We start from the raw sequence: 24898 nt of genomic DNA on the forward strand, positions 1-24898 counted from the left end.
AACTAACATTTGGAACTTACAAATAATAAACTAGCGATAAATTTAGATAATAAACAATAAATACGGGAGGAATAATGGGACCACTTACAGGGCTACGAATCTTAGAAATTGAGGGGCTGGGTCCAGCGCCATTTGCAGGAATGATGTTTGCCGATATGGGAGCAGAGGTTATTTCTATCACCCGAAAGTCTGCCGCTGCCGATGCACCTATCAACAATTCAATTAGCGAGCGTGGTAAAAAATCTATTGCCCTGAACCTCAAAGATCCTCGTGGCGTTGAGGCTGTATTAAAGTTGTGTGAGTCCGCAGACGCCTTAATCGAAGGGTTTCGCCCAGGTGTTGCGGAACGATTGGGGATTGGCCCCAACGATTGTGCTGCCCGCAACCCTAAACTGGTGTATGGCCGTATGACCGGCTGGGGACAAACTGGCCCTTTGTCTAACGCTGCAGGCCATGACATTAATTACATATCTTTATCTGGTGCGCTTCATGCAATGGGCCGAGAGGGCGACAACCCTTTACCGCCTCTTAACTTAGTGGGTGACTTTGGTGGCGGCGGAATGTTTTTAGCTTTCGGTGTTGTGTCGGCATTATTAGAAGCCACTCGCAGCGGCAAGGGGCAAGTGGTAGATACATCTATGGTAGAGGGCTCAGCTGCGTTAATGCACATGATGTATAGCCTATTCAACCACAATATGTGGGCTGACAAGCGGGGAGTTAACGTATTGGACACCGGCGCGCATTTCTATGAAACCTATGAAACAAGTGATAATAAATACGTATCTATTGGCTCGATAGAACCTCAGTTCTACCAAATCTTAAAGGAAAAATTGCAACTTGATGCCAATTTTGAGGCGCAACTAGATGAAAATCGTTGGCCAGAAATGAAAGACAAGCTCAAGGCAATATTTAAGACTAAAACACGAGATCAATGGTGTGAGCTGCTAGAGGGCAGCGATGTGTGTTTCGCACCAATATTGTCTATGAAAGAAGCGCCACATCACCCCCATAATGTGGACCGAAAATCGTTTATCGAAATAAATGGCGATCTGCAGCCCGGCCCAGCTCCAAAGTTCAGCCGCACTACCCCATCGGTTTCGGAGGGCGCCCCACGCCCCGGTAGTCATACCAACAACGTTCTACAGGAACTTGCAGGATACGAGCCCCAGCAGCTAGATGAATTACGTGCGCAGGGGGTTTTGACATAAAAGAAGCAAAACCCACATTAACCAACCCCAAGGAGAAAGAAGATGAAGGGGTATTATTTTTAACCCCTATTCAACATATAGCAGTGTTAAGAATTAGCTTGAATATCAATATGTTGGCCATTTTTTGAACAAGCCGATAAAAAATACAACATATTATTAGAAGTTGTTGACAGGGCCTGCCTGCTTCCATATAGTACGCAGCCTGAAGCGCCCGTAGCTCAGCTGGATAGAGTACCTGGCTACGAACCAGGCGGTCGCACGTTCGAATCGTGCCGGGCGCACCATACATAAGTCTTTGACTTATATGAAGAAACCCAGATCTTTGATCTGGGTTTTTTTATGCCTGAAATTTGACTGTGCCCATGTTGTGCCCAAATCGTGCCCATTCAATTTTCAAAAGACTCAAATTCGACCTTCTAGCATCCAACTGCAAGCCCTTATAGGCACTGCTGCCAAGTGGTCACTGACCTCTTATCTCGAGCCAAATAAAGTAAATCTATAAATGCTAAGAGGTCAGCCTGCGGCAATATTACTGCGCTCGGCTCAGGCTCAACCGACTCTACAATATGTCTCTACAACATTAACGGGGGATAGCCCTAATGTGGTGGCGCTGACGCCAAAGCTGCAAAGTTCCTAGGCTGGTATGGTAGTCAACGCTTGTGATGGGTTACACCTCTATAATGGGCTTCAAAGGATTCTAAGCCTTATGTTTTAGAAGCCCAGTAACGGACGTCATCACCTTATTACATTAACAGCTACCTTTCTAAATCCACAAACCAGCATCCAGAAAATTCTTACAAGGAGCCACAGGTTCGGCTGGGCTGAATCCAGCCCCCCGACTTCTGTCTGCCGTCTCAATATCAAAACTAGGCTAGCCTATAATTATTCCTTCATTAGACATCGATGCCCTAGCCTTAATTGTTGCCCCTATCGACACATAACAACACATGCCCAATTTGACCGCCGGAATAAAATTCGATGCCAGCATATACTTCCCAACCTCCCCTCCAGCTATTCAATAATGACACCTGTTTGAATTTCGATTGTGGCAGTGTCGCTGCCGTCAAAGCTCGTGTAGACATTGTAGCTCGCATCGCTTTGACCCGCGTCAAACGTCCAGTTAGATGTTGCAGGATCTAAATCGATACCGGACAGCTCGACTTGGTCATCACCATCACCCAAAATCCGCAGCACATTACCAGCATCGGTCATATCTAAGACATCTTGAAGTGACAGACTGGTGATTTCATTCGCACCCGTAACGCTCAAATCAAGTATTTCGATGTTACTCAAATCATCTGCAAGATCGCCTCCGCTTAAATTCTCACCAAAGCGCAGTTGAATAGTGTCTTCACCAGCTAAACCGTTAACCCCACTGCCATCATAAACAAAAGTATCATCGCCAGTTGTAGGTTCGTACTCGGTAACACTTGTATTGATTCCGTTGCCAATTTTAACGGTGGTTACCTTCGCGGGATCAGTAAGATCCGTCAGTGTATAAATATCATAATCCGGGTCCGTAGTATCATCCAACACCCAACCTGACGTTAACGGATCGTTGTCCTTAAGCAACTCAACAGTATCACCAGCACCGCCATCAATAATCAGTACATTGTCTTCATCCGTCATTGCTTGTATGTCGGCTAAGCTTAGATTGCTGATGCTGTGGTCGTAGTCGGTATCACCCAAATTAATGGTTTCAATATTAGTTAACTTATTGTCAGCATCACCGTCGAAATCTAAATCTTCACCAAAGCGCAATTGAATTGTATCTTCACCGGCTAAACCGTTAATTGCGTTACCATCGTAAAGAAATAGGTCATTTCCACCCGTAGCTTGAACGGCACTGATATTACTGACAAAACTGCCGGTCTCCGCCGCCGAAATATGACCACCATCTTCAGTTGTTACGGTGACTTGTACAGTTCGTACGCCGTCTGTTTGAATGAAACCCAAGGTATCTAGCTGCGCTTCGGTAAGATTACTGAGCGTATATGTTCCGCCATCTGCTGCATCATAACTAACACCGGTAATCAAACTGCCATTATCATAAAACGAGGCGTATTCGCCTAACCCAGCTAGAATGAGTGTTATAGCTTCGGAACCGTCATCATCGGAAACACTGACATTTAAATTAATATCATTAATTTCACCTTCAAGACCAAAGCTATTCGTTGGATTAATCGTTAAGCCATCCGCCACTGCTTCTACCGCTATATCAAAAGTATCTTGGCTAGTCTCAACATATTGAAGAGATTCCTCTCCGCTTAGGGCTGTGAGAGTTACACCAGCAACAGATCCGCTCCAATTTATTGGCGGCAACACTGCAATATAAGGAGGCAACTCACCGGCTATAGTTGGAATTGACCAACCACTACTACCCGCATTATTTGCCAACACAGCGCCGGTGCCATCACTGTTGCTACTGGTATAAACAAGGAAGCCATCTGGCAGCCCACTTAGTAAAACTGCAACAACGCTTTCCGAACCATCCGTATCAACAAGCCCAGTACCGGAGATATCCAGTTTTATTAATGTATCTTCATCACCGCTTACATCTTCTGCTGTAATATCAAAACCATCGTTTAACGGGAATACCTCCACAGTATCTGAATGAGTTTCTGCCAATTCAGTTGTGCTGGACTTACTTTCAGCTGCACCAACTTCCTGTGTTTGCAACCAAGTACTAAGTTTTACAGTTCCGGCTTTATGTTCTGATGGCTGGTATATTAGTTGAGGTGAATCCCCTACTGCGACAGGGTTCACGATGTAGTAATCACCATCAGGCACACCATCGACACCCGTAACAGCCTGCAACGTCAACTCGGCTCCGCTATAAGAAAGCGTGCCGCCGCTCATACCCGTTTCCGTCAACTGCACATATAAATTATCATTTACAACTTGGCTAAAAGTACCGTCTTCACTATTAGTAATAGCTACGGTGAAAGTTACTGAGTCATCTTCCCCAACAACATTAGGGCGGTCCTCAACGCTTCCACCATTATTACTTATAGTAAGTACCGCAGGATCAGTAACTGGCGTCACTGGCTGGTTCACAAGCACAGTGTCACTATTACGGTCACCACTAGGTGCGTAAGTAGTCAATGTGCTCTGGAATTCCATTACCCCTGCGTGCGTGTTGTTATTCCATTCATCAGGTAAAGTAATTTGAATATTATTTAGCAATACCTGCAAAGCGGCATCATCGCCTGAACCTGAGGCTGTCCACGTTTCAATACCATCGACAATCGTGAGTTCCATACCACTTACCTGCGTTCCAGCAGGGAAACCGGTAATTGTGACAGAAAAATCACTGCTACCCGTTATTGTCCCATTTAATGCTTGATTAAGAGTGAATGATGTATCTTCGGTCGCTGTAAAACTCGCATCATCTTCCCAAGTGGTAATACCTGCCGCCAAATCAAGTTGCGCATTAGTATCATCAAATACGGGTGTTGTGGTCAGTGTCCACGAATCTGATGCTTCGTGTTCAGAGTTATTATTTCCGTCTTCAGTGACAACTCGAACAAATAACTCTAAATCTGTTAAATCAGCCAATTTATCTGCAGTACCACTAAAATCGTATACTAGGTCAAAATTAACGGATCCAAGCAAGTTGTCATCGACAGGGTCGACGACTTTCAGCAACCATCGCCCGCTATTAGGAGCGTCAGGATTATGAGTATTAGGGAAGTTACCAATATAATCAGCATTCTCAATCGTCACACCAGCAGGTACACCGTCAATAATGACCTGTGTAACCTGCTCACTACCATCATAGTCTCGCTCATTATTGGCGTTAGGGTCTTGATCCTTCGTCAGCGTTAGATTGACCTCTAACTTGGTATTTCCACTAACTTCTACATCATCTCCAACAATAGTAGCTTTATCACCGTTCTCAATGGCCACTATGCTATTGATTACCAGCGTAGCTGAATCCGTCACCGCACCAATCACTAGAGAATGTGTAGCTAAGGTGTGTTGGCCTACAGCGACCAAAGTACCGTCTGATGACGGATCGGTAATTTCGTAACTTACGCCAAAGTCAAAACTTCCATTAATATTAGACGTACCTTTTGCGTAGACATTGTCCATTGCCGCATCAGTTAGCTTATACCAACCATCCTCTAAGACAACGCCAGGCTGTCCCACTGCAGCTGCTAGCGTCGTTGTTCCATCGGCCCCAAGATACAATGTGTATTGCCCAGCATCAGCATCTAAATCATCCACTTTGATCCAAATAGAAGATACGAATTCATCAGTATCATTATTTTGCTGTATTAAACTGAAATTAACTTTACCCAGCGTATCTTCATCTAAATCGTCCGTCGTATTATTAATTGTCGCTTCTGGGCTTGGCGTAACGGTAAAGCTCAAAGGTACAGCAGCACTCGACTGTGCATCCCCATCATTTTCTGTGGTAATTGCAACGACACTAGCCGTCACCGTTCCGCTATAATTTAATGGTAACAGTACTTTCGCATCATCTAATTGATCCGTAGTCAATAACCACGTTCGCCCACTACCCGTGCCGCCAATAAAGGTTGCACCATCAACAAAAAACTGCGCATCCAAACCACTAATGCTTAACGTTAAAACTTCTGAACCATCAGTATCAGTTAATGCAGCATTTGTAATAACTTGGCTAAGCGCCACACTGCCGTAATCATCGTAAAGAACTGCAGCATCCGCACTTGCCTCAGTAAAAACAGGATTGTCTGTCGTCAAACTTGCTATATCTGCATCGCCGCGTACAACTACTTGAATAGCTTGCCCTTGTGCAGGTGATATGCTGGATACACCACCAAATTCATCAACAGATACGGCTGACACATCAAGCGTAAAGTCCTCATAACTATGCTCTGGCGGACGAATCGTCAGGCTCGTACTACGATTAAACTCAGTAATCGTAACGCTGCCGGAACTAGAATCCAGCACAACTCCACCGTAGGTCAAAATCGCACCGGCTGGGATATCAGATAGTGTAATGTTGAACGTTTCAGACGAATCAGAACTGATCGGGCGGATGTTCAAAGCAATATCAGTATCCTCAGTACCTCGCGCACGACCTGCTACCGCCAAAGTAACATCATCAGCCACAGGGTTAATGGTGACACTACTTAGTGTTGCTGAACCTCCGGTCCATTCCGAAATGATTCCTGTATCTGGGTCAGTATCAATCGTGTGAGCTTGCACTGCTATATTAAAAATACCAGCAAAGTTATTCGCGGCCTTAAATTGCAATGTATCTAGATAGCTGACTGGCACTTCAATCGCAGTACCATTAAAGGTTTGTGTCACCCAGGTAGTGCCACCATCCGTCGAATAACGGAACTGCGAGCCGTTAGCGTTCGCCTGAGAACCATCGCCACTAATTAATGTAGGGGTAAATACCGCAAAAGTTTGCTCGCTACCAGGAGCAGCATTGTTTTCATCATCTTGGTTGCTCCAACCATCTAAAGGCAAGACGCCATCGTCAACACTACTCAAGTCAAACCAAGTGTCTTCTTCACCTGGCGTTACGTAGTCGTGATCAGCATTGATTGTGATGTCAGCAACAGTGTCTCCATCAGTATCAATAACCAACTGCTCTGCGACGGCAGTCACTTCAACGTTAATAGTGAGAAGCGTATCTACTTCAGGACTATCAACCAATACACCGTTGACCGTTTGACTATCTTGCGTGGTTACCGTGACATCAATGTCTTCATCTGTGCTGCTATGCGGCGCTGGGGTGATGGTAAAGCCATCTAATACAGCTTCGCGCTCTGCCTCCGTGCCGGCGGTGAACTCAATGGTGTAGGTATTACCAGTCAGATCAGTCGTCCACGCTGCACCATTTGCTACTGCTGAGTCGTTCATCACCCAGTCAGTAGGCACGTCAAAGATAACTTTCGTGATGACTTCAGTACCTGTTGACATACCGGTGTCAATCACAGCTACGTTCTGCAAGAAGGCCACAGATGTATCTTCTGGTGTTGTTATGTCGCCTGCTTCTAGCGCTACATCGCCCGCTACGGGAGTTACGTGAAGATTAAGAGTTACACTGTTATTGGCGGTGTTTGCTTCAGCAACACCATCAACATTATTGCCCTCATTACCCACGTTAAAGCCATCGGAGTCCTTATCTTGTGCATTCAGTGTGATGTTAATGCCGTTTAAATCACCACTGAAATTTTCAGCAGCGCCAATAGTGATATTAGCAAAGCTATTAATGTCACCCGTTTGGCCAGCATTACCATTTTTATCATTGATAGTTCGATCATCACCGTTAGCCAACGCAGTGCCGTTAACCATAATGGTGTGGCCAGTAGTGTTTTCAATGGTGATAGAACGCACTTCACTGCCATCAAGATCTTCAAACGATGACGTTAGAATGTCATTCAGTATGAACGAGGTATCCTCTTTGATGGTAACACCAGCAACCGTATCGGCTCCGTTATAAGTAACGGTATTAACATTATCAACCGTGCCAGCAACAGCATCATTAAACAGCAGCTGAGCATCATCAGTAACCGCTTGCACGTAGACAAGCACATCGGTGCTGGTGATTGCGCCGGCGTTTAAGTCTAGCGGCTCGTCGCTGTCGTTTACTTCGTAACTGGTGACCGATGTGGTAACCGTAAAGTTGGTGTGGTCATGCTCGGGTGGCAACACTTGCAGCGCTTCGAATTGCTCTGTAGTTAATGTGATATCCGCGCCCGTTTCTGCACCGTCAATATGTGTTCCGTCGCTAATGTATACCTTAATAGCCCCGCCGTTTGCGCTGTACGAAATCGCGCCAGTTCCATCAAGTTGAGCAGCACTTAGTATCGCACCGTCAGGAATACCGGTTAAGGTGATAGCACCTAAAAGCTCTGGGTTATCGCCCGCTTCCACACCATTAGCATCTGTATCATCAACGACCACAGGCGCATTGAGGCCTAGCGCAACGGCCGTATCCTCAAGGGTTTCAACCGAAGCTTCATCTACCTCTAAAGTCGGTGCGTCAGCAATGGGATTAACCGTGATGGTGACTTCTGTAACGGCTTCCGTCAGCGTTTGGAACGAGAACACGTTTTCACCGCTGTAATGCTCATTAGGCACATAGGTAATCGTGCCATCGGCATTTACCGTGACGGTGCCGTAATCCACATCGTACTCTTTGCTGCCATCGCCGTTCGTAACCGTTGCTACTAGCTCGACATCGTTACTATCAAAAATCTTAGTATTTTCCGGTGTCGCATCCGCGGAGGTATTGAACGTCGTCCCTGCACTATCTTCGTCAATGGTCTTAGCTATGGTAGCGGCAGACGTATCATCGGCCACGGTGACATCGAAGCTTGCGGTGTCTGTATCGCCATCGCTGTCTGTCACCACAACGTCAAATGTAAAATCGTAATCTACTGCTTCATCTATTACATTTTGCAGGATAAAGGTGTAACCGGCGTCGGCGTCCGTTGAGTCATTGATGACAACGGTGAATACTTTGTCAGCCTCTGCGCGACCAGCACCACGGTACGCAGTCAACGTATGGTCATCATCAGACAGTACATACTCAACATCTACACCCGCAGACTCTAGATCTAGCCCCGCCAAAGTCGTTGGCATCTCAGTATCAAAGGTCACATCAAAGGTGTCTTTGCCCACCGTAATCGGCAGATCACCAGTGACGGTTAGCGCAGGAGCATCAGGGTCGCTGCCAAGTGCCAAATTCGCTTCATCGACTGCCGCAGCAGTAATGGTAGCGTCATTGAACTCGGGCACGGTGTCTGTAACGGTGATGACCTGAGTAGCAGTACCAACAATGTCTCCGTCGTTATCAGTTACTCGATAGCTAAAATCATCATTTAACGAGGTGTCATTAGTCGCTATTATGTGATCAGCAGAATCAATAGGCTCGTATGTCCAACTGCCGTCTTGGTTTACAGTCAGCTCACCGTATTGAGTCTCAACCGTTAAACCAGCCGCAGGAACACCTACATTGGCTTGTGCATCACCGTCACGATTTGTATAGCTAATGTCATGCACTAGGCCGCCATCGGCACCTAACGTATCGTTTGTTAATAAGTTGGCTCCCGTATTAGCCGAGCCTACTGCAGTTCCACCCTCAACCACTGTAACTGGGGTGTCATTAACCAATACCATTGGTATGTCATCGGTCACATTAAGAGTTAATGAGCTGCTAACTGTAGAATCGATATCCGAAACCGCATAGCCCACGGTAATAGCTAGGTTATTGGTTCCGCCTGCATTAGCATGATCCAGTGGCTGGTTTAGCGTCATGGTCATACTTTGCGTGGCGCCACTCACATCTGTTGTTGCGTTATTTAACTGCAATACAAACACGTCATCACCACCAGCAGAGGCGGTTAGCGTATGACCACTATTGCTAATGGCGTAGCTTAGATCAGTATCACCTGAACTTAGGTTTTGACTTTCAAGTTGGGTAATTGTTGCGGCGTTAAAAACCACATCACTAATGTCGTCTTGGGTTTTACTGATATTGAGCAGTTCAGTAACTTCATTATCGATAACCGCACCTGCACTACCCTGACTATTGTTGTTTGCTTCATCAATAGCTATCGTGACTGTGTTATCCAGAGTGGGGTCCGTATCAGTAATAACTATCGGCTGAGTCGACGTATTGGAGATACTGCCATCGTCGTCAATCAAACGGTAACCAAAACTACCTTCATCTGACGAGCCTGTTGCATCGTGCTCATAGCTATCATTAGGAACAAAATTCCAGTCGCCATCGCTATTCACTGTCAACACACCAGTAGGAGTAGTAACAGCTTGCGTCAGAACAAGCGGTAGGAATTCGAAGGTTTGAGTATCCCCTGCCGCATCTGTGTAAGTGAAGTCGTAAATGGTCGGTGTGCCATCCGCTGAGGCGGTATCGTTTCCAATCAAATTGCCGGAAAGTAACGCCGCGCCTTCGGTTGTCGTAACCGACGTATCATCGGCCGCCATTGGCGTGGTATCAGTCACATTCAATGGCTGAGCCGCCCAGTTACTTATATCTCCGTCACCGTCAATCAAGTTGTAACGGAACTGGTCACTTTCAGCCACGCCGCCGGTATGGTCTATAACTGCGTCGCTGGTGTAGCTCCACGTGCCATCAGGATTAACCGTTAATTGGCCGTACTTGGTATTCAGTACTCCCGTGGTAACGCCATTTAGCGTAGCCATTGCGACAACACCGAGGTCATCAAGGTATTCGATTTGATGAACTTCTGCGCCATCCGCACCTTGAGCGTCAGCTGTACCACCAGTAATAAGGTTTACACCACCACTGGCTGAACCAACTGTTTCTGTACCTTCCGAAACATTTACCGCAGTCTGCGCTACGGCAGTTGGTACGTCATCGGTAACAGTCACATCGAAACTGCCAGTCGCCGTATCGCCATCACCGTCAGTTACAACAACATCAAACGGCAGAACTATTTCAAGATCATTGCCTCCGATATGATCTATAGGCGCTGAAAGTACATAGCTATAACCGGCAATCGCCGCCGTTGGATTGGTAATGGTGGCTGTGAAGACTGTTACAGCACCCGCTACAGCCGTTAACGTATGTCCATCTCCACTCAAGGAATAACTTAAAGCTACGTTATTGGATGTTAGACCCAAAGCAAGGAAATCAGCCTCTGAGTCGGCTGCAAACTGCGTATCCACACCATCACCTGACAGCGATATATCCAAACTACCTGTTTGGGTCAATGCACCATTATTTGGTACCGTACCTGTCAGTAAGTTTGCTTCATTAACTGTCGCGTCATCTGGCGCATCAATTATTGGTCCATCATCTTCAAAGATGAATTTATCGCCAATATTAATTGTCTCGCTATCGGCTGCCGTATCACCATCACCATCGGTAATGGTGGCCGTGCCCGTCAAAGTGATTAAGCTGGCTAATAAACTTTGTGTGTCGCCACTAAAGTCTGCTAGGTCTGTTTGATCGGTTGTGTGATCAATAGGCAGAAACTGTGTCAACGTTACAACACCCGTAGCTGAGTTCACTGTAATAGTGAACACGGTATTACCGTCAGCCGTGCCGGTAATGGTATCTCCAGATTGCGACAACGTGATGTCTTCTTCATTGCTCTTAAGGTCAGACACCGAATCATCCAAACCCAGAGCGTAGCCCCATACCGTGCCGGCATTGCCATCGGCACCGTAGTTAGAGGTATCTACTGAAAAAGCACCTGCAAAATTTTGGTTCGCTGTGCTGCTTCCAGGAAGATCTGAATCCGTGGTAGTGATTGTCGCCAGCCCTGCCGGACCCGATGTCGCCGTTGTAATGCTCGGGCCGTCATCAAAGAAGGTGAAACGATTACCAATAGCTATGGTGCTTGTTACCTCATCACCATCACCATCTGTCGCTGTAGCTATAATACTAACGGCTGTATTAATAATAGATGTGTTGTCGTTGGGGTCCCCAGCATCTAAATGTTTAACAGCGCGCTGTTGATCTACAGTAACTTCACCCGTAACACTATTAATGCTGATAGTAAGTACTGTATTACCGCCCGCAGTACCTGTAATGATTGTACCGTCACCATTAACAGCAAACACAACACTGGCATCAGTGGCTGTATCGACTAAACCACTGACGGGGTTTGCATCTAATGAATAGAGCGTAGCATCAGCAAGAGCGGCTCCGTCAGCACCATATTCAACACTAAATAAACCACTTAAAGTCACTGCCGGATCAGTACCTAAGGTACTTTCATCAACAGTGAATAATGGCAATGCAGCGCCAGTTTGAGTAATAACAGGAATGTCATCAACAATGGCCACCGATAAAGTATCGGTAGACGTATCGTTATCCATGTCTTTAAGGTTTATTGTGAAATTTTCAAACAGGTCATTGCGACCGCTACCACTTGTATGAGTTTCTGCATCAACCAATGTATAGGTGTAACTAACTTCACCTGTGTTTTCGTTATAAGCTGTGATTGCTAATGTATTGCCCAACGCCGTTGTAATAGTCGGCAATGGTCCTTGAGTCACATTATTCAAGGCAATGTTATAAGTACTACCATCATGGGTTAGGCTAAGTTCTTGCACGCCATCTGGAGAGGTGATGGTGAACGTGCCATTAGCCGTGGTGCTGCCAGAACCCACAGCCGTTCCATCCCCCAATTTACTTTCGAGCACAGTAACATCGCCACCGCTGGCTTGAGGCGTTACATCTGATATCACTACACCAGCATCGGTAATACTAACTGTTAATGTTGATGTGTCAGTATCACCATCGGCATCTTCTAATGTGTAAGTGAATACATCATTCACTCCACCGGCTGTGCCAGCATCACGCTGATAACTGTATGTGCCATCAGCTTGAATAGTGAGGACACCGTATGCGCCATTGATAGTAGTGGTTGAATTGTTGGCAGGTGGTATGACATCTGTTCCACCAAAGTTGATATTGGTTATCGTTGAACCATCAGCACCTTCTGTATCTTCACCAGCACCTGTATCAATTACATTCCCAGTGACTGCAGCATAAGAGCCTTCAGCAACGGTTGCAGTATCATTAACTGCTGTTGGTACGTCATCCGTTACGGTAACAGTAAAGGCATCAGTATCACTGTCGCCATCACTGTCTGTAACAGTAAAACCAAAGTCTAAATCAACAGCCGCAGCGACATGATCTAGCGTGCCTTGAAGCGTAAAGGTGTAACTTACCGTGCTCGCCGTAGGGTTGTTAATCTCAACCGTGAACACTTTGTCTGCTTCAGTACGTCCTGCGCCGCTATAGGCAATCAATGTATGTGCATCTGATAGTACATACTCAACGTCGACACCACCCGACTTCAATAACTGCCCTTCTAGAGCTGTCTTTGTCGCTGCGGTAAACGTTGTATCAATACTATCCGCGGCCTTAGTCACAGCCAACGACCCACTTGCGATTAAGTCTAACGGCGCTGGGTCGGAACCCGTTGGTAAATTCGCTTCATCTACACCGCTATCCCCGGGTGCACCAATGACTGGACCGGTATCCGTAACTTCTATTTCTTGGGTAGCCGAAGTGGCGCTGATGTCGCCATCCGCATCAATGATGTTATAGCTAAAGTTATCTTGCTCACTTAAACCATTAGTTGAATGGTCAACCGATGTTGTGGTGGTTGATGTTGCCGCACTGGTATACAACCAACTGCCGTCGCTATGCACCGTTAGGCTACCGTACTGAGTTGTTAACGCGCCGGTATTACCACCATCGGCGATGGCGGCTGTGGTTGTTTCGACGCCACTTGCATTATTGTAGGTAACCGTATGCACCCGTGCGCCATCAGCACCTTGGATGTCGTTGGCAAGGAGATTTTCATCGCCACTGCCTGTGCCTACGGTAATACCACCTTCGGCCAAGACGACTCCAGCTTCGCTTGCGCCTACGGTAGGAATGTCATCAACGATATTTACATGCAACGTGCCAATACGCACGTCACCCTCTACATCGCTAACGCGAATCTCTAACGCTTCATCAAAACTATTATTCCCAGCGGCATTGTCGTGCGTTACAGGACCTGTCAATTCATAGCTATAACTAACAACACCTGTTCCTGTATTGTAGTCGCTAATGGTCATTGTGCCGTTGGGCGTATTAACTACAATAGGAGCTCCTGACGTAGCAGCATTAAGTGCAGCGGCACTGATTGTTGTACCAGCGACTTGAACCTCGTCGAGTGCATCGTTCAAGGTTATTGTGAACGTACCGCTGGCACTTTCACTATTTGCTGCCGCATCTGAACCAACCACATCTAAACCAGCTTCATTAACGGTAATGTGTCCATCAACACCGCCATTCATATCAGCAATAGCCAACTTAGGTACATCACGGCCATCATTAGCCGTATTGCCGTAAGTATCAGTTGCTACAACGCTGACGGATTCATTGCCACTTAAGTCGTTCCCAAAGTCATAAGACCAATCGCCATTACCATCAACCACCACGGTGGCAATAGGCACTACCGCGCCATCAACCGTAATGGCAATCGAAGCACCAGGTTCACCAGTACCCGTTAATGAAGCGGTATTATCATCATCATTCACCGTCAGAGAGTCTGCCGTAACCGTGGTCACAGTGTCTTGTAATATTGTATCTATAGTACTTGTCGACTGATTGTTTGCGTCGCTAGCCCACATCGTCACTGTTAGCGTGCCATCGGGTAAACTACTCAAATCTGCGCTGCTGCTGAAGCTCCCGTCACCATTTATGGTGATATTCGCAACATTCAACGCAAGCCCCATACCGCCACCGGAACTACTAATAATGACGTTAGTAAGAGCGCCCCCCGCTGGAATTTGTCCATTGATCGTGACGTCTGTTCTATCATCTAAACTACTTAATACGTTCTCACCAGTATTCGCATCCGCTAGGCTTGCATCATCAATAATATCCACACCAATAACATTGACGGTCCATGTTGCTGTATCGGTGCTATTCCCTAGGTTATTATCGTCGCTTACGGTGTAAGGAATTTGTACTTCACCCATAAAACCCGCTTCGGGTTCAAAGGTTAAAGTGCCGTTTGCATTTAATGTGACCGTACCTTGTCCAGCCAGAACAACATGGCCACCAGAGCTAATAACGTCGCCATTGATATGAGTCACTCGCAATACATCAGTAGTATCTAGGTCAGTATCATTACCACGCACATCAAAGGTTATTGCAGTATTTTGAGAGGTAATGGATAAATCATCAGCCGCTGTCGGGGCATCGTTGCTGCCCGTAATCGTCACCGTGATACTCGCGGTATCCGTGCCACCTTGACCATCAGAGACCGTGTAGTTAATCGTGCTGGTTTCGGTCTCGCCTGCCGCTAAATAATCAAACTCACCGTTCGGGTTAAAGCTATAGCTACCATCCGCATTTACGGTAAATTCGCCATTGCCGGTGCCGCTGCCATTACCCGCAATCGCCGTCGCAAGATTCGCTGCATCGCCCGCCACTTCACTCACCACTAACGTATCGTTAGTGTCTGGGTCGGTATCGTTGCTTAATACACCATCGGCTAGCACGACATTCAATACGGTGTCTTCATCTGTCGCGCCCGTATCAGCTACTGCCGTTGGGGCATCATTCGTGCCTGTGACCGTGATCGTTAAGGTCGCGGTATCCGTACCACCTTCACCATCAGAGACCGTGTAAGTCACCTGCGTCGTGGTCGTTTGACCTACCGCTAGCGATTCGAAGTCACCATTGTCATTGAAGACGTAGCCGCCATCAGGATTCAGGATGAAGCTACCGCCATTCGTGCCGCTCACTGTCGCGCTGACATCCCCGGCAACCCCATTGACCGCACTCACAGTCAGCGTATCGCCGTCCGCATCGCTGTCGTTACTCAACACACCATTCGCGGCGTTCACCACCAGTTGCGCCGCATTCTCATCAATGTCGTTTGCATCCGCGGTCGCGATCGGCGCCGGATTCGTCACCGCCCAATCAAAGCTCTGCGTCGCCGTCGCGCCAGCATCATCCGTGGCGGTAACAACCACGCTATAGCTGCCCGCCGTGCCGCCTTGGCTCGCCGACGGATCGATCGTGCCACTGATCACCCCTGTGCTGGGATCAATCGTCAGTCCTGCAGGCAGACCCGTCGCGCTGTACGTTAAGGTGTCGCTTAAATCAGCATCGCTAAACGCCGTGCTGGTGTCGATCGCCGCAATCGTGTCCGCATCATCATCAGTTTGGTCAGCAATCGCCCCCACCGCAGTCGGCGCGTCGTTGCTGCCATTCACCGTGATCGTCAAGGTCGCGGTATCCGTGCCTCCCTCACCATCGGAGACCGTGTAGGTCACACTCGTGGTATCGGTTTCACCTACCGCTAGCGATTCGAAGTCTCCGTTGTCAGCAAAGGTATAGCTACCATCGGCCGCCAAGGTAAAGAGACCGCCATTGCTACCCGCGAGTGGCTCGGTCGCATTCACGGTGTCCGTGCCATTGCTCACGGTCGTGACCGCTAGGGCATCACCATCCGCATCACTGTCGTTGCTTAACACGCCATTCGCGGCATCAACCACCAGCTGCGCCGCGTTCTCATCGGTCTCGCCGGTATCGGCATCAGCAACGGGGGCTGGATTGCTCACCGCCCACTCGAAGCTCTGATCCACCGTGCTCGTGCCATCGCTGGCCGTCACAACAACACTGTAAACACCCGCCGTGCCGCCCTGGCTCGCCGCCTTGTCGATCGTGCCGCTGATCACTCCCGTGTTCGCATCAATCGTCAGACCCGCAGGCAGACCCGTCGCGCTGTACGTGAGCGTGTCGCTTAAATCGGTATCGGTAAATGCGCCACTGGTCGCCAGTGACACTACATCCGCATCATCAGCAGCTTGGTCGGCAATACTCCCCACCGCTGTCGGGGCATCGTTGCTGCCCGTAATCGTTACAATCAAGGTCGCAGTGTCTAACCCACCCTCACTGTCGATAACGGAATAAACCACACTAGTATCTAGAGTTTCGCCGGCAGCCAACCCATCAAATTCACCGTTCGGATTGAATACATAATCACCATGAACCCCAATGGTAAAAAGACCTCCATCAGTCCCAGCAACCGGCACCCCTACATCTGAGGAAACACCGTTCACTGCGTTTACCGTTAACAAATCTCCATCAGGGTCACTGTCATTATTTAGAACGCCGCCAGCGGCTTCTACCGAAAGACTAGTATCTTCATTTGTTGCTCCGGTATCATTATCTGCGTTTGGTGGAGGGTTACTGACCGTCCAAGTGAACACTTGGTCCACAGTGGCCAAGTGTTCATCCGTCACTGTCACGACAACACTGTAAACGCCATTAGTACCAGCCTGGCTTGCGGAGCGATCGATTGTGCCACTGATAACACCCGTCGATTCATCGATGCTCAAACCAGCAGGTAAACCACTCGCGCTATAGGTCAGGCTATCGCCAGTGTCGACATCATCAAAATAGCCCGCGGTTCCGACATGAATGACAGCCGCATCCACACTCGATTGGTTAGCAATAGCGCCAATAACCACAGGCACGTCGTTACTACCCGTAATCGTGATCGTAATACTCGATGTCTGTAGACTGCCGTCTGCATCTTCCACTTCATAACTAAAAAATTCTGTTAGCGTCTCGCCTTTTGCTAGGCCATCAACGCTCAAATTCGCGTTATTCAGCTCATAGCTATAACTACCATCTGCATTTAACGTGAACTCACCATATTGACCAGCTAGCGCACTTCCCAGCGTACCGCTGATACCATTGAAACTTACGCCTGTTACCGGGTTTGCCTCTGTGTCAGCACCGATGTTATCGTTATCAAGTACGCTGCCAGTTACTGTCGACGGTATGTCATCTTCGGTGATCATTGCGGTATCAGCGACTAGTTCTGGAGCGTCATCCACAATGGCAATTTTCAGGTCTCGGGTTCCACCATCTCCCAAAGTATCGCGGACTTCGATCGTTACACCGTCAAAAGCTACACCATCCGTGCGCTCACCTAAGGTGTACTCATAGCTCACTTCCCCCGTACCAGTATCAAAACCAGTTATGAGAAAGGAACCATGCTCCGTGGAGACGGTTAGCGGAGAATCTACACTCGCACCCTGTAAATCGTTAACCGAAAAATTTTGCTTACCGTTAACGCCTGTCACACTCAATGTCGCCAACCCTTCAGGGGTAATAACAACAAAGTCGCCGGTTAAAATCTCACCTTGTCCACCTTCACTAGTTCCTCCAGGTAGATTTGATTCAAACACTGAACCATCACTACCGGCTACATCACCGTCACCCAAACCTAAAATCGCTGGAGTACCGACAATATTAATCATCAAGGTCGCAGTACTTGTACTCCCATCGCCATCCGTCAGCTCATAGGTGAAGGTATCGGTGATTGGCTCGTTTGGTCCTAGACCTTTAACCGTGGGATTTTCATAGTCGGGCGTATATCGATAACTACCATCATCCTTCACAACCAACGTGCCGTAAGCGCCGAGTAAAGGAAGGCCAACATTAGTAGCCACAGGTGTATTCACGCCAGCCACAACACCAGTGACAGGGCTTCCAGTCATATCGGCGCCAATAGTATCGGCTTGACCATCACTGCTATTTGCGTCGCTCGCCGGCACATCGATACCGGTAACCACATTACCTGTGGCCACACTACTTGGGTTACCCGCGACATTAATGGCCTCGTCGATATCGCTTACCGCTACCGGCATATCATCAACAATTTCAATTGCCAGGCTACTGCTTTGGCTATCGCCATCACTGTCGGCCAGTAGCAAAGTAATCGCATCAATGACGCTTCCAGCTGAATGATCCACAGGGCCGGCCAGAGTGTAGCTGTAATCTATTTCAGCGCTACCCAGACGAGTCGCCGAATTATCGGTAAAGCCATTAATCGTCAACACACCATGATCGGTGTTAACGACCAAAGGATTCGCATTCGCGTCAGCAAGCTCCGCCAGGGTAAAAAACATTCCACCAATAGTTAGGCTGCTAATGCCATCTGGGGCCGATAAATTAAAGCTCCCAGTCAAGGTTTCCCCTGTGCCTGCCGGACTACTACCAAGGACTAAATCAGCTTCAGTGACTGAACCGTCAGTACCTACCGTGGAGCCATTATCAAGGCCGCTCAAGTTAAGGGGGTCGTTAATCGGTGTAATATCTAATGTCAGTGTACCCGTATCAGTCAACGTGCCATCGCTGACGGTATAAGTCGCTACCGGAATGGCTCCATCGTAATCCGCGACTGGGGTAAAGGTGTAATCACCATTAGATTCAATGCTTAAGATGCCAATCCCAGTAAGCACAGCAGTGCCCGCACCTACAGTAGTTACCGGATAGCTTGCACCCTCAATCGTAAATTCTGTCACGCGCAAAACAGTACCAGCATCAACATCGCTGTCATTACTCAGTACATTGCCCGTCGCGATACTGTCTTCGTCAAAAATCTGCTTATCCGCAATCGCTACAGGACCGTCATTGCTCCCATTTATAGTGACAGTAATACTATTTGTCGACGAACCACCCTTTCCGTCAGAAACGGTGTAGTTAATCGTGCTGGTCTCGCTCTCACCAACGGCCAGGTAGTTAAATTCGCCATTTGGATTAAAGCTATAGCTACCATCCTCATTAACGATAAACACGCCATTACCGACGCCGCTACCCGTGCCAGCCATCTCAGTTTCTAAATTGGAGGCTGCGCCGCTCACCTCACTGACAACTAAGTTATCACTGCTATCAGGATCGGTATCATTGCCCAATACACCGTCAGCAGGAACAACATTCAATGTAGTGTCTTCGCTGGTCTCGCCGGTATCTACAACGGCTATTGGATCATCATTGGTACCTGTTATCGTGACTGTTAAGGTTGCAGTGTCGGTGCCGCCCTCATTATCGGTAATCGTATAACTAACAACAGTATCGATAATCTCGCCATCGGCTAAAGACTCGAATTCACCGTTGTCATTGAAGCTGTAGCTACCATCAGTATTAATCACGAACAAGCCGCCATTAGTACCTGCAACTAAAGCACCGACATTATTGCTATCACCATTAATTTCAACAACTGCCAGTGCGTCGCCGTCCAAATCAATGTCGTTACTCAACACGCCATTGGCTGCGGCTATTGTCAATTGAGCATCATTTTCTAATGTGCCGTTCGAATCCGCTGTCGCCATAGGAGCGGGATTGTTCACCGTCCAATCAAAGCTTTGCGTCGCCGTCGAACCCGCGTCATCGGTCGCCGTGATAACGATGCTGTATACACCATTGACGCCACCCTGACTCGCAGATGAATCAATCACCCCGCTGATGATACCCGTCGACGGATCAATGCTAAGACCTGGTGGTAAATCCGTCGCGCTGTAAGTCAGAGCGTCATTTAAATCAGTATCGGCAAACGCATCACTGGTGGCTAAGGACACAACGTCCGTATCATCATGAGCTTGTCCAGCTATAACGCCAACCGCTGTTGGCGCATCATTCGCACCATTGATCGTCACCGTAATACTCGCGGTATCCGTACCACCGTTACCGTCAGAGACCGTGTATTCGATCGTGCTCGTCTCGCTTTCACCCACCGCTAAATAATCAAACTCACCGTTTGGATTAAAGCTGTAACTGCCATCACCATTAACCGTAAACAGACCATTGCCTGTCCCACTACCATTACCCGCTATCGCCGTCGCTAGCGACGCCGCATCTCCCGCCACCTCAATCACACTTAAGGTGTCGCTCACATCTGGGTCGGTGTCGTTGCTTAATACACCATCCGCTGCCACCGTTAAGGTCGTATTTTCATCCGTCGACTCCGTATCCGCGACCGCCGTCGGGCCGTCGTTCGCGCCCGTCACCGTGATCGTCAACGTCACGGTCGCCGTACCGCCTTCACTGTCCGTGACCGTGTAGCTAACCTGTGTCGTGGCCGGTTCGCCAACGGCTAACGCTTCGAAGTCGCCATTGTCATCAAAGACATAACTACCATCGGCATTCAGGATAAAGCTACCGCCATGACTACCTGTAACCACCGTGGCGACATTGCCGCTAACGCCGTTAACTTCACTTACCGTCAGCGTGTCGTCATCCGGATCACTGTCGTTACTCAACACACCATTGGCCGCATTCACGACCAATTGCACCGCGTTTTCAGACGTGCTGCCGGTATCTGCTAACGCCGTCGGCGCCGGGTTACTAACCGTCCAATCAAAGCTTTGCGTTACCGTCGCGCCCGCATCATCTGTCGCCGTCACCACAACGCTGTACACGCCCCCAGCGCCGCCTTGGCTCGCTGATGGATCTATCGTGCCGCTGATAACACCGGTGCTGCTATCGATCGTGAGGCCTGCCGGTAAATCACTGGCACTGTAGCTTAAGGTATTAGTGAGATCCGTATCGGTAAATGCGGTGCTGGTATCGATGGAGGTAATCGTTTGCGCATCAGCACCCGATTGATCCGCTATAGAACCAAGCTGCATCGGCGCATCATTAGCGCCATTGACGGTGATCGTGAGGCTTGTCGTCTGTTCACTACCGTCTGCGTCAGTAACAACATAGCTAAACGTGTCGGTGAGACTCTCATTTTCCGCTAGGCCATTAACACTTGCGCTCGCATTATTTAGCTTGTAGCTATAACTACCGTCGGCATTTAAGGTAAGTTCACCGTATTGACCCGCTAACGCGCTGCCCAGTGTGCCATTGTTACCATTAAAGCTCACACCCGTAACTGGAGCCGCATCCGCACCGAGATTGTCATTGCTGAGTACATTACCCATTACGGTAGAAGGGGTAACATCTTCTGTAATAGACGCGGTGTCGGCAATAAGGATCGGCGCATCATCTATAATGGCAATATTTAAGTCACCCGCACCGCCATCACCCAAGGTATCGCGAACTTCAATGCTCACGCTATCAAACGCATCACCATCCGTACGCTCGCCCAGGGTATATTCATAACTCACTTCGCCAGTACCGGCGTCATAGCCCGTGATCAGCAATACGCCATGACCGGTCGTGATACTAAGAGGCGTGTTTTCACTAGCGCTCTCTAAGTCAGTATTAGTGAAGTCTTGCTGACCACCCAAACCTGTCACACTCAGTGTTGCCAAACCTTTAGGCGTGATCACCAAGAAGCTGCCGACCAGCACCTCACCCGTACCACTCTCACTCGTCCCACCAGCTAGGTTTGACTCTAAAACCGAACCGTCACTACCCGCTACATCACCATCACCTAAGCCTAAAATGGCGGGAGTACCTACAATGGTGATAGCCAAGCTAGTAGTGCTACTACTACCATCACTGTCAGTCACCACATAACTGAATGTGTCGAGGAGCGGCTCGTTTGCCGCCAACCCTTTCACCGTCGGGTTTTCATAATCGGGGGTATAGCTGTAACTACCATCGGCATTCAGCGTCAAAGTCCCGTAATCACCAACAAGAGGCTGGCCAACATTGCCTGCAATAGGAGCAAGGGCGCCCGTGCCAACACCAGTAACTGGGCTAGGTGCTACATCAGCGCCAAGGGTGTCAGCGATGCCATCACTGCTATTCGCATCACCCGCGACAACATCAACACCGGTAACCACATTACCGGTCGCCACACTGCTCGGGTTGCCAGCAATATTGATGACCTCGTCTATGTCACTTACCGCTACCGGCATATCATCAACGATTTCTATCGCCAAATTACCGGCTTGGGTATCACCATCGCTGTCAGTTAGTAACAACGCTATCGCATCACTCACCGCCCCGCCAGAATGATCCACAGGGCCACTCAAGGTATAGCTATAATCTATTGCCGCGCTACCAAGACGCGTCGCCGCATTGTCAGTAAAACCAGTAATCGTTAACACACCGTGATCGGTTGTAATGACCAAGGGGGTTGCATTAGCATCGGCAAGCTGAGCTAGCGTGAAGACTAGGCCGCCAACACTCAGGCTGCTTATGCCATCCGGAGCCGACACGTTAAAGCTACCAAGCAAGGTCTCACCTGTACCAGCCGGATTACTACCCACCGCTAAATCCGCTTCAGTTACCATCCCATCTGTGCCAAGCACAGCTCCGTCCACCAAGCCATTTAAGCTCACCGCGTCATTAACAGGTGTGATAGATAGCGTCAATGTGCCCGTATCAGTCAACGTGCCATCGCTAACCGTATAAGTGGCGACGGGAATAGCACCGTCATAATCCGCCGCAGGGCTAAAGCTGTAGCTGCCGTCCGATGCCATAACCAAGGTGCCAACGCCCGCAATTACCGCCGTGCCGGGCGTCCCAGCAAGAACCGGATAATTTGCCCCATTGACCGTAAATGCCGTTACCGTCAGGATCGTGCCGCTATCTACGTCACTGTCATTACTCAACACATTGCCAACAGCAGTCGTGTCTTCGTCAAATATATTTGCATCGTTAACAGCAACCGGTGCATCGTTCGCACCGGTGATCGTCACCGTAATACTACTGGTCGACGTGCCACCTTCTCCGTCCGAGACGGCGTAGCTAATCGTGCTCGTTTCGCTCTCGCCTGCCCCTAAATAATCAAACTCGCCGTTAGGGTCAAAACTATAACTGCCATCAGCATTAATGATGAATGCACCATTGCCCACGCCACTCCCCACGCCGGCAATCGGAGTTCCGAGGTTACCAGTAGCGCCAGCCACTTCACCGACAGCCAAAGCATCGCCATCTGGGTCAAGGTCATTCGCCAAAATACCATCAGCATCAACCGTTAATACGCTATCTACATCTGTTGTGCCCAAATCCGCAATTGCAGTTGGCGAGGGGTTCGTGACGGTCCAAGTAAAAGTCTGCGTGGCTGTGGTGCCGGCGGCGTCAGTTGCCGTCACTGTAATATTGTAAACACCACCCTCGCCAGCTTGGCTCGCGGAGCTATCAATCACACCGCTTATTTGTCCAGTAGCGGAGTCCAACGTTAATCCCGAAGGTAACCCACTTGCGACATACGTCAGTGTGTTTGCATCACTAAAGAAATCGGCTAAATTCAGGTTAATGAGGTCTGAGTCCGCATCGCTGCGATCAGCGATAGCAATCAACTCAGGCGCAAGATTATCCACCTGTTTACTATCACTACTCGTGCTCGCGTTGCCTGTAGCATCAATAATTTCAGCCGTGACTGACACATTTGTCTGGCCTACGGCTACAGGAATTTGAACAATAACGCCGTTCTCTATATCGCTTTGCGTTACAGAGCGCTCAAGTACAACAACATTATTACCGTCAACAACGCGTAAGATATCGCCAACTTGGGTCTGGTCGTCTAAGGTAATTTGAGCCGACACGGTGTTATCTGGGCCAATTTCGGCCACGTTATACACACCATCAGGCCCATCACCCTGCAGTTTTACCTCAACACCGGGCACATCATTGTCTATGTTACGACTGTCACGATCGAAGCCAACATAACCTGCACCAGTAGTCACGATGACATCAACACCAACACTAGACTGACCAGCAACTACTGGCACTTCTACAGATATACCATTTGCAAGGTCAGCACCGGTTATAACGCGCTCTAATACAACATTCCCGTCGCTATCTTTTATAAGAACAACATCACCAGCTTGAGCTTGCGTATCAAAACTAACAACTGCCGTCACAGTGCCATCTGGGCCAATTTCAGCATCACTGTAAATACCATCGCTACCAGCGCCTCGCAATTCAACATTAAGCCCTGGATAGCGTGGTGATTGATCTTCTCGTTGTTCGCCAGGTCTGTAATCACGTAACTCAGTTTGGTCGTTAAAATTAGTAGGTAAACTAAGATCTAGAGGGCGTATTATTTCCTGAATTCGAGCAACAGTGAGTGCCGTTAATCCATCGGACTCAAGAATTTCAAATATGCGAACCAGCTGAACAAAACGATAACCTTCCTGCATTAGCACTTGAGATGAAGGGGTGTCAGGCTTATCGTCGGTTAACGATGATGATTGATACGCTGGCGGTGTGATGCTTTGCGTAACATCATCCACACTAGGAACATTTGTTAGTGAGGTTTCTTGCTCACCAATAAAACTAATAATGCGATTGTCGCCAAAATCAATAGCGATCTGGGCACCCGGAGCGACTATTAAGGTTTCGTCTCCATGTAAAACATCCCCAACACTAAGCTCTCTGCGCGTACCATTAGCCGCGATAGCCCACGCCTGGCCAACAAGAGATACAACTGTAAACAGGATATTCATAGAAACCTCGTTAAATTCTTCCACACCAACCA

Annotated in this window: 2 protein-coding genes and 1 tRNA gene; 2 read left to right on the top strand and 1 reads right to left on the bottom strand. The window is 48.4% G+C overall.

The annotated features are described in order from the left end of the window. Positions 1-74 precede the first annotated feature (74 nt). Entirely contained in the window at positions 75-1208 is a 1134-nt protein-coding gene (locus AELLOGFF_RS11150; RefSeq protein ID WP_159268815.1) for a CaiB/BaiF CoA transferase family protein, read from the top strand. 207 nt (positions 1209-1415) lie between these two features. Beyond that, positions 1416-1492: transfer RNA gene (locus AELLOGFF_RS11155), tRNA-Arg, on the top strand. A gap of 727 nt (positions 1493-2219) precedes the next feature. Here AELLOGFF_RS11155 and AELLOGFF_RS11160 read toward each other — a convergent pair. Next, complete coding sequence (locus AELLOGFF_RS11160) at positions 2220-24866, bottom strand: Ig-like domain-containing protein (protein ID WP_159268816.1); 22647 nt, start codon at positions 24864-24866, stop codon at positions 2220-2222. Positions 24867-24898: the final 32 nt, after the last annotated feature.

This window comes from Zhongshania aliphaticivorans (genome assembly GCF_902705875.1).
In the GTDB taxonomy this organism is placed as follows: Bacteria; Pseudomonadota; Gammaproteobacteria; order Pseudomonadales; family Spongiibacteraceae; genus Spongiibacter; species Spongiibacter aliphaticivorans_A.

Excerpts from the sequence above, each read along its gene's own strand:
- AELLOGFF_RS11160 (WP_159268816.1), bottom strand. The coding sequence starts at position 24,866 with ATGAATATCCTGTTTACAGTTGTATCTCTTGTTGGCCAGGCGTGGGCT.
- AELLOGFF_RS11150 (WP_159268815.1), top strand. The coding sequence starts at position 75 with ATGGGACCACTTACAGGGCTACGAATCTTAGAAATTGAGGGGCTGGGT.